Annotated in this window: 16 protein-coding genes; 7 read left to right on the top strand and 9 right to left on the bottom strand. The window is 65.4% G+C overall.

Going from position 1 to position 14,263, the window contains the following annotated elements; all coding sequences use genetic code 11:
* Positions 1-3: 3 nt before the first annotated feature.
* The gene (locus tag ACVILH_RS33580) at positions 4-648 is read right to left on the bottom strand and encodes a glutathione S-transferase family protein (RefSeq protein ID WP_456717157.1); all 645 of its coding nucleotides are present in this window, start codon (positions 646-648) and stop codon (positions 4-6) included.
* Between the two features lie 191 nt (positions 649-839).
* On the opposite strand from ACVILH_RS33580, the gene ACVILH_RS33575 reads away from it, so the two are divergent.
* Positions 840-1,289 (top strand): Rieske (2Fe-2S) protein, encoded by a 450-nt coding sequence (locus ACVILH_RS33575; protein ID WP_456716725.1) that lies wholly within the window; start codon positions 840-842, stop codon positions 1,287-1,289.
* A 363-nt stretch (positions 1,290-1,652) separates the two neighbouring features.
* Here ACVILH_RS33575 and ACVILH_RS33570 read toward each other — a convergent pair whose 3' ends face one another.
* The 7 genes from ACVILH_RS33570 to ACVILH_RS33540 form a co-directional block, all read right to left on the bottom strand.
* Positions 1,653-1,892, bottom strand: coding sequence for a hypothetical protein (locus tag ACVILH_RS33570; RefSeq protein WP_456716724.1), 240 nt, complete (start codon positions 1,890-1,892; stop codon positions 1,653-1,655).
* A gap of 21 nt (positions 1,893-1,913) precedes the next feature.
* A complete protein-coding gene (locus tag ACVILH_RS33565) occupies positions 1,914-2,231 on the bottom strand; it encodes a hypothetical protein (protein WP_456716723.1) in 318 nt (105 codons plus the stop codon).
* A complete protein-coding gene (locus ACVILH_RS33560) occupies positions 2,228-2,965 on the bottom strand; it encodes an ankyrin repeat domain-containing protein (protein WP_456717156.1) in 738 nt (245 codons plus the stop codon). The genes ACVILH_RS33565 and ACVILH_RS33560 overlap by 4 nt, the downstream gene beginning before the upstream one ends.
* Before the next feature lie 79 nt (positions 2,966-3,044).
* On the bottom strand, positions 3,045-4,679 hold the full coding sequence (locus tag ACVILH_RS33555) for a nitroreductase (protein WP_456716722.1): 1,635 nt from the start codon (positions 4,677-4,679) through the stop codon (positions 3,045-3,047).
* 267 nt (positions 4,680-4,946) lie between these two features.
* Positions 4,947-5,150 carry a hypothetical protein gene (locus tag ACVILH_RS33550; RefSeq protein WP_456716721.1) on the bottom strand — a complete coding sequence of 68 codons (204 nt, stop codon included), beginning with the start codon at positions 5,148-5,150 and terminating at the stop codon, positions 4,947-4,949.
* A 5-nt stretch (positions 5,151-5,155) separates the two neighbouring features.
* Positions 5,156-6,118, bottom strand: a complete 963-nt coding sequence (locus tag ACVILH_RS33545) for a PDR/VanB family oxidoreductase (protein WP_456716720.1) — start codon at positions 6,116-6,118, stop codon at positions 5,156-5,158.
* A gap of 109 nt (positions 6,119-6,227) precedes the next feature.
* Positions 6,228-7,976 (bottom strand): hypothetical protein, encoded by a 1,749-nt coding sequence (locus ACVILH_RS33540; RefSeq protein ID WP_456716719.1) that lies wholly within the window; start codon positions 7,974-7,976, stop codon positions 6,228-6,230.
* A gap of 575 nt (positions 7,977-8,551) precedes the next feature.
* Here ACVILH_RS33540 and ACVILH_RS33535 point away from each other — a divergent pair.
* Positions 8,552-9,271, top strand: a complete 720-nt coding sequence (locus tag ACVILH_RS33535; protein WP_456716718.1) for a class I SAM-dependent methyltransferase — start codon at positions 8,552-8,554, stop codon at positions 9,269-9,271.
* A gap of 31 nt (positions 9,272-9,302) precedes the next feature.
* Here ACVILH_RS33535 and ACVILH_RS33530 read toward each other — a convergent pair whose 3' ends face one another.
* Entirely contained in the window at positions 9,303-9,782 is a 480-nt protein-coding gene (locus ACVILH_RS33530; RefSeq protein ID WP_456716717.1) for a VOC family protein, read from the bottom strand.
* Between the two features lie 135 nt (positions 9,783-9,917).
* Between ACVILH_RS33530 and ACVILH_RS33525 the strand changes: the two genes are divergently transcribed.
* From ACVILH_RS33525 to ACVILH_RS33505, 5 genes are all read left to right on the top strand, one after another.
* Positions 9,918-10,082, top strand: coding sequence for a hypothetical protein (locus tag ACVILH_RS33525; RefSeq protein WP_456716716.1), 165 nt, complete (start codon positions 9,918-9,920; stop codon positions 10,080-10,082).
* 8 nt (positions 10,083-10,090) lie between these two features.
* Positions 10,091-10,774 carry a hypothetical protein gene (locus ACVILH_RS33520; protein ID WP_456716715.1) on the top strand — a complete coding sequence of 228 codons (684 nt, stop codon included), beginning with the start codon at positions 10,091-10,093 and terminating at the stop codon, positions 10,772-10,774.
* An 867-nt stretch (positions 10,775-11,641) separates the two neighbouring features.
* Entirely contained in the window at positions 11,642-12,250 is a 609-nt protein-coding gene (locus tag ACVILH_RS33515; RefSeq protein WP_456716714.1) for a nuclear transport factor 2 family protein, read from the top strand.
* Between the two features lie 87 nt (positions 12,251-12,337).
* The gene (locus ACVILH_RS33510; protein WP_456716713.1) at positions 12,338-13,033 is read left to right on the top strand and encodes a hypothetical protein; all 696 of its coding nucleotides are present in this window, start codon (positions 12,338-12,340) and stop codon (positions 13,031-13,033) included.
* A 182-nt stretch (positions 13,034-13,215) separates the two neighbouring features.
* Complete coding sequence (locus ACVILH_RS33505) at positions 13,216-14,259, top strand: aromatic ring-hydroxylating dioxygenase subunit alpha (RefSeq protein WP_456716712.1); 1,044 nt, start codon at positions 13,216-13,218, stop codon at positions 14,257-14,259.
* Positions 14,260-14,263 lie beyond the last annotated feature (4 nt).

The raw sequence follows: 14,263 nt of genomic DNA, 5'->3' as shown, positions 1-14,263 counted from the left end.
CCGCTAAGTGCGGTCGGTCTGTCCCAGCGTCGCCGGATTGTAACCTTCCTCGCGCAGCACCCGCTGCACGACCGGGCGGATCAGCATCCGCCGGTAGTGCGCGAGCAGATTGGCGGGCAGGGCGATGTCGGTCTTGTCGGCCCAGAATTCGACATAGAACAGGATCGGATCGGCGACCGAGAAGTCGCCGCCGAGATAAGGCTGCTCGCCGAGCATCCGGCTCAGGATCGCAAAGCCCTTCACGACGATGTTGCGGCCGAGCGCGCGCACCGACTCCTGATCGGCCTGGTTGCGGCTGAAGGTCGGCGTGGCGAAGATGCGTGCGAAGCCATGGCCGTGCACGGTGCCGGCGATGTAGGTCATGGCTTCGAGCAACCGCGTCTCGGTCTCGAGCTCGGACGGCCACAGCCTGGCGCGCGGCCGCGAGCGGCCGAGCCAATAGGCGATCGCGGGCACCTCGGTCAGCACGCCGCCGTCCGGCCGCACCAGCGCGGGGATGGTCGACTTCGGATTGATCGCGACGTAGTCGGGCTTGAAATTGTCGCCGGCCGGCAGGTTGACGATGTAAGCCTCGAACACCTCCTCGAGCTCTTCGAGGATGATGTGGATGCCGGTCGAGCACGAGCCGGGCGTCATGTAGAGCTTCATCGCAGCCATCATTGTCTCCAAGCCGACATCGCGCGTGGCATCACCGGTTCACGGCATGCTTCATGCAAAGATCGGGGCAGATCGGGAATGACGCGCCGTGGCTCGCCAAATCGGGCCGCTGTCGTCAGGTTTGCGACAGGAGACGTGTTGAAGTTCTGCTGCTCCCGTCGCGCCATCAGGGAGACTAGCGCATGACGGAACGTGAGCCGGAAGTCTACGTCATCTGTCCGACCTCCAGCATCGCCAAAGGCGAGGCCAAGGCGTTCAGCCTGTCGCGCATCGGCGACAATGGCGAGGCGCGGCCGTTTCCGATCGTGATCATCCACACCGCCGCGGGCGGCTTCGTCGGCTATGTCAACACCTGCCCGCATGACGGCAAATGGCTGAACATCGGCAGTGGCCAGTTCTTCAACGCCGAGCGCACGCTGCTCCGCTGCGGCCGCCACGGCGCGACCTTCGAGATCGAGACCGGCCTCTGCAACGCCGGCGGCTGCGAAGGCCAGAGCCTCGAGCCGATCGCGCTCGCCGTCATCGACGGCGACATCTGCCTCTGCGGAGTCGCGCTGGTGGAGGATGTCGGCTTCCCCGATCCGTTCGACGATCTCGACGAGACCATGGAGATCATGATCCACCCGGATTGAGCGGGAGTGCTCGCTCCTCACTTGAAGAATTGCCCGCCGCCTGGACCACTCGAGTGCAAGACTGATTCGAGCTGATGAGGCTTGAACGGTCCGCTCCCTCTCCCCGTTCTTCACGGGGAGAGGGTTGGGGTGAGGGGGCAGCCACACGGGCAGACTTAGTCATGAGAACTGTCAGCCGCGTGCTTAACTACTTGTTCGTCCAGCTTCCTCAGACTTACGCTCCTAATTGCACGACAGACTGGCACCGCCCGTGCGGCTGCCCCTCACCCCGACCCTCTCCCCGTAAGAACGGGGAGAGGGAGCGCACCCGTTATGTCGCAGCAGCAGCGCGCGCCTCGTCCCAAGTCCAGCAAGCTGCTCGTGTCAAAACCCGTCCGCCTTCTTCCCCCAGGGATGACTGCCCGGCACCAGCTGGGCCTTGATGCCGGCCTTCTCGACATCGGCTTGGGTCTTGAAGAACGTCGCCTCGTGCACCAGCGCGCCGGTCTTCGTCGTCACCGCGACATAGCGCGCGACCGTGTCGATGTCGCAGAGATAGCCGCCGCCGGGATCGGCGGCGCTGCGCAGGTTGCCGTCCCAGTCCACGAAGAAGCCGTCGCTCATGTCGTTCTCCACTTCAATGGTTCATTCGGTCTCGGGCTGATCTGCGACCAGCTGCGCATAGGCGCTCTCGACGATCGCCCGGCATTGTTGCAGGCGCCGCAGCTCGGCCCTGCCGATCGTGACCGTCTCGCCATCTGCATCCGCCTCTGGCGGGGCCACCTGCAGCGCGTCGAACAGGGCCTTTTCGAGCTGATAGATGCGCTCGCTGGCGCGTTCCAGATAAGGAATCGGGTTGGCGCGGACATTGGCCTCGTGCAGCGCATCCAGGCTGAGCAGCGTGCGGAAGCGGCGCTCGACCTGGCGTTGCTGCATGCCGAAATCATGCTCGATGACGGTCATGGCTGTACCTCGGGCGCGGGCGGTTCTTTGGCCTTCGCGGCCTGTCGCAGCAGTGTCAGGCACTCGAGCGAGGCGGCCATGTCGAGCGCGGAAAACCCGTCCAGCGTCTCGGCGCCGATGTCGGCGCCCTTGGCCAGGAGATGCGCGACCATCTCGGCCTTGCCGGACGACGACGCATACATCAGCGCGGTCGCGCCATTGTCGTTGCTGTTGTCGAGATCGATGCCGGCCTCGACCAGCGCGTCGATCGCGAGGAGATGTCGGCCGACGCAGGCCAGCCACAGCGCGTTGTTGCCGTCCGCATTCCTGGCCGTGATGTCGGCGCCTGCCGCGAGCAGCTCGCGGATGATGGCAACGTTGCCGAGATGCGCGGCTTTCATCAGCGGCGTGGTCCGGTTGGCGATGGTGGCCTCGACCGCATCTGCCGGAAAGCCCTGGGCGACGAGCCATGCCGCCAGTGTCGAACTCACGTCCGCCGCGCCGCTCGTTGCTGGAAAACGCTGCCGCCACGCCTCATAGCCGCCGTCGAGGCTGTAGACCTCCACGAAGCCGAAATCGGAGAAGGTCTGGGCGTATTCCTGGCTGGCATTGCCATGATAGCAGTAGATCAGGATCGGCGTGCGTTTGGTCGTGCCGGTGATCAGCTCCGAGAGATTGCGCTGGGTGAGATGCTGCGCGCCGGCGATGTGAGCGGCATTGAACGAAGCCTGGTCGCGGACGTCGAAGCGCAGCACATCGTCGCGCTGCAACAGCTCCGCCGCGTGGCCGACGTCGATGCGTTGGAACGGAATGCGCGCTCTCATGGCAATCGTCTCATGGCAGAGCTCCTGCTTCATGGCGTGTGCGGCCCGGATAGGCCGGCAGCGGCGTGATGCGATCATCGGTGAGCGGACGGCCGACGGTGAAGTGATAGAGGATCTGCAACTGGTCGCCGACGACACCGAGCATCTCGTGCACGGAATCGTCGAAATAGCAGCCGATTCCGGTGCCGCGCAGGCCGGCCGCCTCGGCCTCGAGATAGAGCACATGGCCGATCAGGCCGGCCTCCCAATGCAGCTGGCGATAGCGCCACGGATTGTCGCCGACCAGCGGCGCGAACTCGGCCAGCATCGCCACGGCAAAGCAGCTATCGCCGGCGATCGCCTGGTGGCAGCTCGCGGTGCGGATCACGCCGCGGCTGTCGGTCGGCAGCAGATGAAACAGCGGCAGATGATCCGGCGCGCTCGCGACGCGTCGCCAGTCGAAATCCGGGCGCAGTGCGCGCCGCAGCTCGCTGTCGCTGCTGCGAGGCAGAGCGTAGAGCCCGGGTGTCAGGCCGTTGACGCGGTGCACGAACAGCAGCGGGTGGAGACGTGCCGGGTAAGGCCATGCGTCCCAGGGAGGTGCGGCACGCGGCAGCAATGCGTCGAGCAGTCGATAGAACGCGTCGGCTTCCATCGTGAACCGGGAGTCGAACCGCTGCGCGCTGCGGCGGCTGAGAATCAGATCGGCTGCGCGCGCCATCGATCGCGCCGTACGCGGCGGATGGGGCAGGGGTGGCGCGGTCGTATCCTGCGCCGCGCCGGCCGTGGCCGCGCTGACCTCGGGAATCACCGTCCAGCGATAGAGCGGATGACGATCGAGCCGGTTCGCGATGCCCGTCCAGCTGTCGTCCATCGTATACGGCGGCGGCAACTCGGGACCGGCGGGCGCGGCATCGCGCGCTGTGAGAGCGACCAGAACATCGCCATCCTCCGCTTCGACGCCTGAGAAATCACCGGCGCGATCGAGGCCCATCAAGGCGGCGAGCGCTGCGCTGTCGAGGCCATTGATGACCCGTGCACGCCAGCCGAGCGCGGCAGTCGCGTAGCTGATCGCGCCGAGCGCATGGCCCAGGTCGAGCTGGCAGTAGCGGAAGGCGCGCTCGCCATACTTCCACGCCTCGCGCCAATGGATCGAGGACAGGCCGAGCCACAACCGTGGCTCCCCATGCGATGCCGTGCCGCGGCGGCAACGCTGCTCCAGCACGTGATCGCGGCTGACATAATGATGCAGCCCGTCGCGGAGCCCGCTGACATTCTCAGCGATCACATAGGCTTCGGTCGGATGCAGGTTGCCGCTCGAGGGATTGCAGCGCAGGGCCCAGCGGTCGGGACCGTATTCCTTCCACGCCGACAGCCCGAACGACAATTCCAGCAGCAACGCGACATTGTCGATGGTGAGCGGCCGGACCGGCGCCGTGCCGTCGCAGGTCTCGGCAAAGCTCGCGGCGAGGCGATCGGAGGTCAGCGGCAGATCGGTCCGCCTGCAGCCTGCGAACTCGCGGAACGGATTCGGCTGCGCATCCCAATCCAGCGTCTCCGGCCCGGCCGCATAGCGCTTCAGGCTGTGCTTGGTGCGGGCGTGGTAGGCGAGCGCGATGTCGGCGGCCGCCGGCATGGTTGCTGCGCTGAATGGTGACGCGGACATGCTTCCTCACAAGGCGCGCGCGGCGAGATCGCGCGTGTTCGACGGTCGGTGGGCGGCCATATCAGCCGGAGCAAAATCCGTTCCGGCAGGCGCACCCCTGTCTCTCCTCGTCATTCCCCGATGCGCCTCCTCGTGCGCACGCCCGCAATCCGTGATCACGGCTGGCGAGGAGTTCCAGGCTCTCCGCTGCCCGTCGTGCCGGAATGACAGCGTGGCGAGAGTTGTCCGATTCCGAACAGCGCAACCGGCGCTGTCCGCTTCTCGACATCAGTGCGGCTGCGCATGGCGCGACGCGTTGGCCTCGATCAGCACCGCGACCTTGGCCGCGATCGAGCGCCATGCCTGATGCGCGTCCATCTTGTGGCCGAGCTTGAAGCTGTCAGCCATGCGGGCGGCGAAGGCCGGCCCGTCGCGGCCATGCTGCTCGGCGATGATCCACGCGGTCTGCCACAGATCGGTCTCGGTGGTCACGGCAGCTACAGATCCAGCACCAGCCGGTCGCCCTTGCCGCGCGACACACAGGGCAGGAAATAGCCCTCGGCGCGTTGTGCGGCGGACAGCCGCTTGTCGCGATGATCGATCTCGCCCTCGACGACCCTGGTCTTGCAGGTTCCGCACATGCCTTGCTCGCAGGAGGTCGCGATCTTGACGCCGTTCTCCTCGAGAAATGCGGTCACGGTCTTGTCGCCGGGGATCTTGAACGTCGCGCCGGTGCTCTTGATGGTGACGTCGAACACCTTGTCGAGCAGCGCGGCCGCGGCCTTGGCGGTGAAGCGCTCGACATGAACGCGCTCCTCGGCAAAGCCCCTCTGCTTGGCCTGCGCGATGATCGGATCCATCCACCAGTCGACGCCGCAGATGAACAACTGGGTGTCGTCAGGTCGGTCGGCCAGCAGCTCGGCCGCTTTCAGCAGCTGATTGTCCTCGGTCGCCTCCTTGTAGTATCTCGTATCCGCGGCGAACGGAGACGCCTCGATGGTGCCGCGGAACGAATCCGGCGACATCAGCGCGAACACGTAGTGCAGCTCGAATGGAATGCGCTTGGCCTTCAGCGTGTCGGCGATCGACAGGAGCGGCGTCACGCCGATGCCGCGCGCGACCAGCAGCGCGCGCTTGGTGTCCTTGGGAATCTTGAAACGGTTGCGCGGACGGCTGACCTGCAGTTTGTCGCCCTCGTTGATGTCGAGATGCAGCGCCTTGGAGCCGCCGCGGCTGTTGGCATCCTTCCACACGCCGATGCAGTAGCGGTTGCGCTCGGCCGCGCTGTTCAGCAGCGAATATTGCCGCGTCAATCCGTTCGGCAGGGTCACGTCGATGTGGCTGCCCGGCGTGAACCCCGGCAGCGGCTGATCGTCGGCCGGAATGAGCTCGAAGGAGGCCATGTTGTGCGCCTCGATGGCCTTTTTGGCCACGACGACCGTGTGCAGTGTGTCGGACATCTGACAACTCCATCTAGCAACCCGGCTGACGACGAGGACGATGCAAGGAGAAGGCCAGATCGGTTGCCGTCCGCGCCGGTGGCTTGCCGTGCCGGCACGGACGCAGGCGTCAACCCCAGATCGAATGCATGACGTGATGGTGATGGTCGGTCATGGACGAGTCGTGCGCGGACGACGTACCGGAGGTGTGGGTCGTTGCGGTCGCGTGGTGATGATGCGAGCTGTGCGTCGTCGTCTTGGTTGTGGTCGCGGTGGTATTCGCCGTGGTGCTCTTGCCCGTGGTCGTCGTCGCGGTCGTAACGGTCGTCTTGGCCGTTCCGCCGCTGGAGGTCGTCGTGCCCGACGTCGTGGCGGCCGCGGTCGCCGTCCCGCTGGTGCCGTTGGCGATGTTGGGATTGGCCGTCACCTTCGTCGTCCCCTGGGCGAGACCGGCGACGGTTGTCGCTTTGGAGACCGTCGTCGCCGAGCCGACATAGCTGGCGCCGCCGATCGCGATGTTGTTGCCGCTGACGTCCTGCGCGTCGGCGACGAAGCCCTGGCCCGCAGCGGTCAGCATCGCGAGGTCCGAGGTGAGTGCCGCGCCGGTATCGCCGTTCAGGATGCCCTGCAGGCCCTTGATGGCGGTGGCGGAGTCCGCCTGCAAGGTGCCGTTGTTGAGCTCGTTGTCGAAGCGGCCCTGGAACACTGCGCCCTGGGCGGCGTCGAAGCTCGCGCCGAAATTGTTGTAGTTCTGGATCTGCGTGATCAGCGCCTGGCTCGCGGTGCCGGTGCCGTTCACGATCGCCGCCAGTTGCGCGTTGATGGTGTTGGCCTCGGCGACGAAGGTGGCCCAGAAGTTCGTCTGCGCTTGATTGTCCTGGAACCTGGTGACGGTGCCCGTGAGGCCGCCTGGATCCTCGGCGAAGCCGCCCGTGTGTCCGGGATTGCCGTTGCCCCCGGCCGCGGTGTTCAGCGCCGTATCGTTCTGGACGATGTCGATGATGTCGAGCAGGTTGTCGGTCGTGCCGCGCAGCGCGGTGGTGTTGCCGGTTGCTGCCGCAGCATCGTATTTCGTGAGCTGCAGATTGATCTGGTTGAGCACGGTCTGCAGATGCAGCGTCGTTGTGGCCGCTGCGTTCGCGGTCTCTCCCGCCTCGATCTGCGCCAGCATGGTGGCGTTGTTGAGGATCGCCGTGAGGCCCGACTGGACCGCCGTCAGGTCGTTGGTCACGTGGGTGAGGTTGGTGGCGTTGATGCCGCCGGAGATCACGCTGACCGCGGCGTTGAAGACCTCGCCGACGGCCTTCAGGCTGGTGCCGGCCGTGGCGGCCGCGAGCGTCGTCGGATCGTCGGCGCCGGCCGGAAGGTTCTGGAACGCCACGTCCGTCGCGCCGGTGTTGGCGGTGAACGTGACATTGTTCAAAGCGGCAGAGAGATGTGCGTCGTTGTTGATCTCCGACAGGATCTCCGTCTGCAGCGCGTGAATGGTCTGGGAGGCTGCCGACATCGTCGTGGCATTGGTGGCCTGCCCGGCCGCCGTCAGCAAGGTCCCGAGCTGCGTCTGGACATTGGTGAGAACCGCGAGGTCGGTGGAGTTCAGCGTGAAGGTCTGGCCGCCGATCGTTACATCATTGGGGTTGGCGAGAATGGCGGCGATATCGTTCTGAACCGCGTGGATGTCGGTCGTGTAGCTGGACAGGAATGTGTTGGAGTTTCCGCTGCCTTGTGCGCCGGAATAAAGTCCGAGGGAGATGCGGACAGCATCATTGAAGACGACGCCGGCCTGGACCAGATCGGTCGACAGATTGAGCGCGCTCGTCCGCGTCAGCAGATTGGACGTGCCGTTCGCCAGCGCTGTCGCGTTGAAGTTGGTGGCCATGCGATTGTCTCCTCTGGTTTGACGGCCGTCGACAGGCACGGCGTGCTGCGGGCAATAGCCCGGAGAGCACCGGCATCGAGCAGATGCGCGCGACGGTCGTGACTGGGAGAGCGTGTAGTTGCGCTTTCGGGCCGTGCGCCGTTACGAAATCGTCGTCGCGAGGACAAAGACGCACCGTTCTGGTCTGTTCGTTTCTGGATGGCGGGCAGAAATGAAAGGTCGTCGTGGAGCACTGCGGCGTTCTGTCGCAGGCAGCATGGAGGACATTCCTCTCGGAACATCGACAGCTCAGCGATGAGAAACAATTGCATGTATCTGGTGACCTATTAGTTGGAAGTTCGTGCGTTGAGTGACCGCGCGAGCGCACTAATCGCTGTCTTCGATGCCGGGTTGAGAGGTCGGCTCGATGGCGCTGCGTATCAATTTGCTGGAGACATGACTTTCGCCGCCTGACGGAAGAAAGGCTGTTCAAGCGATGCCGAGCCGGCGCAAAGAAAACGTCACATGACACGGCGCGCACGGGGGTCTATGACGCGCGGCTCTCGAACACAGATATATGACGGGAAGGGATTGCCATGACCATGCGCGAGCAGTGGGAAGATCAGGCTAGGTCATGGCTGGCATGGGCGAGGGCGCCGGGCCATGACAGCTTTTGGCGGCATCATCGCGAGCAGTTCGACACGCTGCTGCCGCCGCCCGGCGCGCTGACGCTCGACATCGGCTGCGGCGAGGGCCGGCTGTCGCGGCATCTCACCTCCAGAGGGCACCGGGTGATCGGCGTCGATGCCTCGCCAACGCTGATCGCGGCCGCCCGCGCGGCCGACCCGTCGATCGCGGTGGTGCGGGCCGATGCGGCCGCGCTGCCGCTCGGTGATGCCTGCGCCGATCTCGCTATCGCCTTCATGTCCTTGCAGGACGTCGATGCCATGCACGCCGCAATCCGGGAGGCGGCGCGCGTGCTCAGGCCCGGCGGCCGGTTCTGCATGGCCATCGTCCATCCGCTCAACTCGGCCGGCACGTTCGCGAGCCTGACGCCGGATGCGCCATTCGTCATCCAGGGCAGCTACCTCGACTCCTTCACCTACAGCGACGCGGTCGAGCGCGACGGCTTCAGCATGGTCTTCCATAGCGCCCACCGCCCGTTGCAGAGCTATGTCGCGGCGCTGGAAGAGGCAGGCTTTCTCATCGAATCGTTGCGCGAGCCGTCGACGCCGGAAGCGATCGTCACCAGCGACTCGAGCCGGCGCTGGCTGCGCGTGCCGCTGTTCCTGCATCTGCGTTGCCTGCGCCCGTAGACCGGAGCGCCGGGGCGCTCCGGCGCACGCCTCATCCCCGGCGAGCCGCCTCGATTGCGGCGACGTCGATCTTGTGCATCGGCATCATCGCGGCGAACACGCGCTTGGCGACGTCGCCGCCTTCGGCCATCGCATCCGTCAGCACGCGCGGCGTGATCTGCCAGGAGATGCCCCATTTATCCTTGCACCAGCCGCAATGGCTTTCCTGGCCGCCATGGCCGATGATCGCATTCCAGTAGCGATCGGTCTCGGCCTGGTCGTCGGTCGCGATCTGGAACGAGAAGGCCTCGCTGTGGGTGAAGGCCGGGCCGCCATTGAGGCCGAGGCAGGGAATGCCGCACACGGTGAATTCCACGGTCAGCACGTCGCCGGCCTTGCCGGAGGGGTAGTCGCCCGGCGCGCGGTGCACGGCGCTCACACGGCTGTCCGGAAACGTCTCGGCATAGAACCGCGCGGCGGCTTCGGCGTCCTTGTCGAACCACAGGCAGATGATGTTCTTGTGCTTTGCCATTGCAGGGCGTCCTTCCACTCGGAATGCTGGCCGTCATTCCATCGGCGGTCGACGGCCGTTGAAGATGCTTACGCCAGCTCGTCTCGGTCCGGCTGATCCGAGGACGACGCTCGCCCTGGCCGTCCGACATGATGGTTGCTCGTCCACGCATTTTTTTTGCAAGGCTATGTCAAGGCCGATGCAGCCTGGCTTAAGCAATATGACGGGATTGCCGAGATGGAATGGTCGCGCTACGAGCCGGTGGATCCGAGGACATTCGATCCCGACGCCTTTGGCGGCCGGGGCAAGCGTGGGAAGTAGGCGTCGACATGGTGGAGACCGGAGGCCGGGTTCGAACGGCGCTTGTCGGAATGGTCGCGGCGATGCTGGCGGGATCGCTCTCGCCGTCAGCGCATGCGCAATCGGCGCCGCGCCCGGCCGCACCGCCGCCGGCTGCCGCGCGTCCGGCGCCGTCTCCTCCGGGACCGGCCGTTCCGGCTGATCTGAAGGAGCTGCGCGGCGAATGGAAGCGCGCCGGCGCCGGCTTTGCCTGCGTCGTGACCCCGCCGCGCCAGCTGTCGCAGGAGTTGCTGCTCGCGGTCATGGCGCGCGCCTGCATGCGTCTCGGCCCTCTCGTGGTCGGCGATGCCGCGGCCACCGCCACCGCAGCGCTCGGGCAGCCGCATCGGACCCTGAAGCAGCCGCAGGACAAGGTCGCCTGGATCTACTTCGTCGGACAGCGCGAGCACTATCCGTATGTCGTGGTCACGGTCGTGGCCGACAAGATCGTCGCGCTCCAGGTGACCGGCGACGGCACTACGACCGCCCCGGGCTATGAGCTGAGCGGCGTCGGGCTCGGCGCCACGACCGATGATCTCGTCAAGGTGTTCGGCCAAGCCGGCCATCTCGAGCCGACCGAGTTGAAGGGCGTTGAGCTCTGGACCTATCCGCCGCACCCGTTCTCCTTCGAGCTCAAGGGTGGACGGGTGATGTCGATCCGGATCAATCAGTAGCCGAGGACGGCGATCGCGCAACCGGCGGTTTATCGCGGCCGCCGTTTGTGATCCGGGCTATCTCCCGGAGCGGGACGCATGAGCCCAGCGCGCCACGATCTGGTCTTCGGTGGTCCAGCGAATGTGGTCACCGTGGAGGCCAAGAAAGATTCTTGTTGCTATTTTTCCGAAATCATGTTCTTCTCTGTGCAACCCGCCTCGAGCAGAGGGACGAACGCGTCGTCACGATCGTGGAGGTGGGCTGCGATGGCCGTGACGGCTGTGCCAGACGAGCGCAGGCCGGCACGGACGGCGAAGTCGTGTGGTCCTGGCCTCTCGACGCTGAGGTCAAGTTCGTGGTCGTTGCTTGACGGCACGCGCGGGCGATGGGGGCAAGAACGCCGATCCCCAGGGAGAGCACGAAGGACACCGTAAAACCATTCGCGCGGGGAAGGCCGGGTCTGTCCGGCTGTACTCGTGGTACCTGCCGCCTGCATTCTTTTCAGCAGGCGGGCCACGGGCCTCAGCCGAGGTCCGGCCTTCTCCGCGCCCTCTCGTCATTCAAGAGGGGCATGACCGATGCACAACCCGGGACGCGTGCCGCGGGAAGGCGATCACGCATCTGGATGCCATGTGATGGAAACTGTGAGCCACACTCTCTGCTGTCGTCCCGGCCTTGAGCCGGGACCCATAACCCCAGGGAGATGTTTGAGGCACACAGGTGGATCAAGCGCTCCCAGCCCCGAACGCCGGTGGCTATGGGTCCCGGCTCGAGGCCGGGACGACACCGATGATGACGCGCGCTACGGGGCAGCCATGATCAGTCGCGACTTTGCACCGCTGCTGCGATCACTTAATCCAACTCCGACAATGCAAGGAGGACCCCCCATGACCAAGACCGCCGCCGAGATCGAGGACGACCGCCAGATCCGCGAGCTGCTGCAGAACTGGGCGATCTGGCGCGACGCCGGCGACTGGGAGCGCTTTCGCACCGTGTGGCATCCGGATGGGCGGATGATGGCGACGTGGACGCAAGGCACCGGTGACGAGTTCATCGAGATCAGCAAGGCAGCCTGGGCCAAGGGCGTCAACATCCTGCATTTTCTCGGCGGCATCTCGGTCGATCTGGCGGGAAGCCGCGCGATCGCGCAGACCAAGATGACGATCTCGCAGCGGGCCCCGGTCGAGGGCGTCGAGTGCGACGTGCTCTGCACCGGCCGCTTCTACGACTTCCTCGACAAGCGCCAGGGCAAATGGGGCATCGTGCTGCGCCAGCCGATCTACGAGAAGGATCGCATGGACCCGGTCACGCCCGGCGCCGTGCCCGCGCTCGATCGCGCGCTGCTGGAGCAGTTTCCCGTCGGCTATCGCCATCTCGCTTATCTGCAGACCCGCATCGGCTACACCGTCAAGCGCGACATGCCGGGATTGAAGGGGCCGGAGGTCGAGGCGCTCTACGCGCGTGGCGCGGCGTGGCTGCGGGGCGAGCCACTGTAAGCATTGAACCGCGCGTCACCTTGCCGCGACGGAACGGGTTCAGCCCGGGCACAGGCGCCTCGGCTTCGGGGTCATGAAGGGGTCTGCATGTCGAAGATGATGGTGACGGTCGCGCTTCTCGGCGTTGTGTCCTTGGCCCCTTCGGCGTTTGCGCAAGGCCCGTCGGGCGCCGGCGCCGATACCGCGCCGGTGGAATGCACCATCAAGGACAACGTCGAGGATGCCGACTGCCGCACGCGTCTGAAAGGACTGTTCGCGCGCAAGGCCGATACGCTGACCTTGATGCTGGAGGGCGGCAAGACGAAAGCCTATCGCGGCAACCGGGCCGCCTGCGATGGCGACGATGTCAAGAACTGCGTCGTCTACAACCTGCAGCGCTACTTCCCGGCGATCGAATCGTTCGTCGTCTCCAAGTCGTTCTACGAATGCGGAGAGTATCAGCTCGTCAGCCGGCGCAGCGGCAACGTCACGGTCATGTCCGAGGTGCCCCAGCTGTCGCCCTCAGGAAAATACCTGCTCTCGATCGACATCAACGACGCCTGCGAGCGCATGTACGACATCGCCATCTGGTCGGCGCAGTCTGATCCGCCCAAGCTCGAGTTCCGTTACAAGGCGGAGCAATACGAAAACTGGGAGGCCGTGGGCTGGGCCGCTGACGGACGCCTCAAGCTGCGGGCCCAGGTCAACACAGAGAAGGGCGCATACGACCAGGAGGCGGAGCTGGTGCGAGACGCGAGCGGCTGGAAGCTTGCGCTCGGGAAGCGGATCGACCGCCCTAAATAGTTGAATCAGAAAGGAATCGAACGTTACATTGCGGATGGAACCGGCTGTGCCCGGGTCGGGGCGAATGAGGTTTGTATACAATCGAGGCCATATCATCGCGGAAAATGGAGCAACTTGCGCTCCTGGGCGCCGTTGTTGTATACAGGGATTGAGTTGGAAGTATACCGACACGAGGAAACGCGATGGCTGCTTCATTCCCCATGAACGCCTGGTACGCCGCGGCCTGGGACGCCGAGGTCAAGCAGGCCCTGCTGCCCCGCACCATCTGCGGCAAGCACGTGGTCATGTACCGCAAGGCGGACGGCACGATTGCCGCGCTCGAGGACGCCTGCTGGCACCGGCTGGTGCCGCTGTCGAAGGGCCGGCTGGAAGGCGATACCGTCGTCTGCGGCTATCACGGTCTCAAGTTCAGCCCGCAGGGCCGCTGCACCTTCATGCCGTCGCAGGAGACCATCAACCCCTCCGCCTGCGTGCGCGCCTATCCCGCTGTCGAGCGGCATCGTTTCGTCTGGCTGTGGATGGGTGATCCGGCTCTCGCCGATCCCGCCACCATTCCCGACATGCACTGGAATCACGATCCCGCATGGGCCGGCGACGGCAAGACCATCCAGGTCAAATGCGACTATCGCCTCGTCGTCGACAACCTGATGGACCTGACGCACGAGACCTTCGTGCACGGCTCGTCCATTGGCAACGACGCGGTGGCTGAGGCACCGTTCGACGTCACCCATGGCGAGCGCACTGCGACCGTGACGCGCTGGATGCGCGGCATCGAGCCGCCGCCGTTCTGGGCCAAGCAGCTCGGCAAGCCCGGCCCCGTCGATCGCTGGCAGATCATCCGCTTCGAGGCGCCGTGCACGGTGACGATCGATGTCGGCGTCGCGCCGACCGGCACGGGTGCGCCGGAGGGCGACCGCTCGCAGGGCGTCAACGGCATGGTGCTCAACACCATCACGCCGGAGACCGACAAGACCTGTCATTATTTCTGGGCCTTCGCCCGCAACTACAAGCTCTCCGAGCAGCGGCTGACGACCGAGATCCGCGAAGGCGTGTCCGGCATCTTCCGCGAGGACGAGCTCATCCTCGAAGCGCAGCAGCGCGCGATGGACGAGAACCCGGGACGTGTTTTCTATAACCTGAACATCGATGCAGGGGCGATGTGGGCACGGCGGATCATCGACCGGATGATCGCGCGTGAAACGCCGCTGCGCCAAGCAGCGGAGTAGTTGG

The sequence above is a fragment of the Bradyrhizobium sp. USDA 4353 genome (assembly GCF_054063215.1).
The sequence above is the reverse complement of the archived record's forward strand: the minus strand, read 5'-3'. Positions and strand labels throughout refer to the sequence as shown.

Bases quoted from the DNA above. Each gene is read 5' to 3' on its own strand.
- ACVILH_RS33580 (WP_456717157.1), bottom strand. From the start codon at position 648: ATGAAGCTCTACATGACGCCCGGCTCGTGCTCGACCGGCATCCACATC.
- ACVILH_RS33575 (WP_456716725.1), top strand. From the start codon at position 840: ATGACGGAACGTGAGCCGGAAGTCTACGTCATCTGTCCGACCTCCAGC.
- ACVILH_RS33570 (WP_456716724.1), bottom strand. From the start codon at position 1,892: ATGAGCGACGGCTTCTTCGTGGACTGGGACGGCAACCTGCGCAGCGCC.
- ACVILH_RS33565 (WP_456716723.1), bottom strand. From the start codon at position 2,231: ATGACCGTCATCGAGCATGATTTCGGCATGCAGCAACGCCAGGTCGAG.
- ACVILH_RS33555 (WP_456716722.1), bottom strand. From the start codon at position 4,679: ATGTCCGCGTCACCATTCAGCGCAGCAACCATGCCGGCGGCCGCCGAC.
- ACVILH_RS33545 (WP_456716720.1), bottom strand. From the start codon at position 6,118: ATGTCCGACACACTGCACACGGTCGTCGTGGCCAAAAAGGCCATCGAG.
- ACVILH_RS33540 (WP_456716719.1), bottom strand. From the start codon at position 7,976: ATGGCCACCAACTTCAACGCGACAGCGCTGGCGAACGGCACGTCCAAT.
- ACVILH_RS33535 (WP_456716718.1), top strand. From the start codon at position 8,552: ATGACCATGCGCGAGCAGTGGGAAGATCAGGCTAGGTCATGGCTGGCA.
- ACVILH_RS33530 (WP_456716717.1), bottom strand. From the start codon at position 9,782: ATGGCAAAGCACAAGAACATCATCTGCCTGTGGTTCGACAAGGACGCC.
- ACVILH_RS33520 (WP_456716715.1), top strand. From the start codon at position 10,091: ATGGTGGAGACCGGAGGCCGGGTTCGAACGGCGCTTGTCGGAATGGTC.
- ACVILH_RS33515 (WP_456716714.1), top strand. From the start codon at position 11,642: ATGACCAAGACCGCCGCCGAGATCGAGGACGACCGCCAGATCCGCGAG.
- ACVILH_RS33510 (WP_456716713.1), top strand. From the start codon at position 12,338: ATGTCGAAGATGATGGTGACGGTCGCGCTTCTCGGCGTTGTGTCCTTG.
- ACVILH_RS33505 (WP_456716712.1), top strand. From the start codon at position 13,216: ATGGCTGCTTCATTCCCCATGAACGCCTGGTACGCCGCGGCCTGGGAC.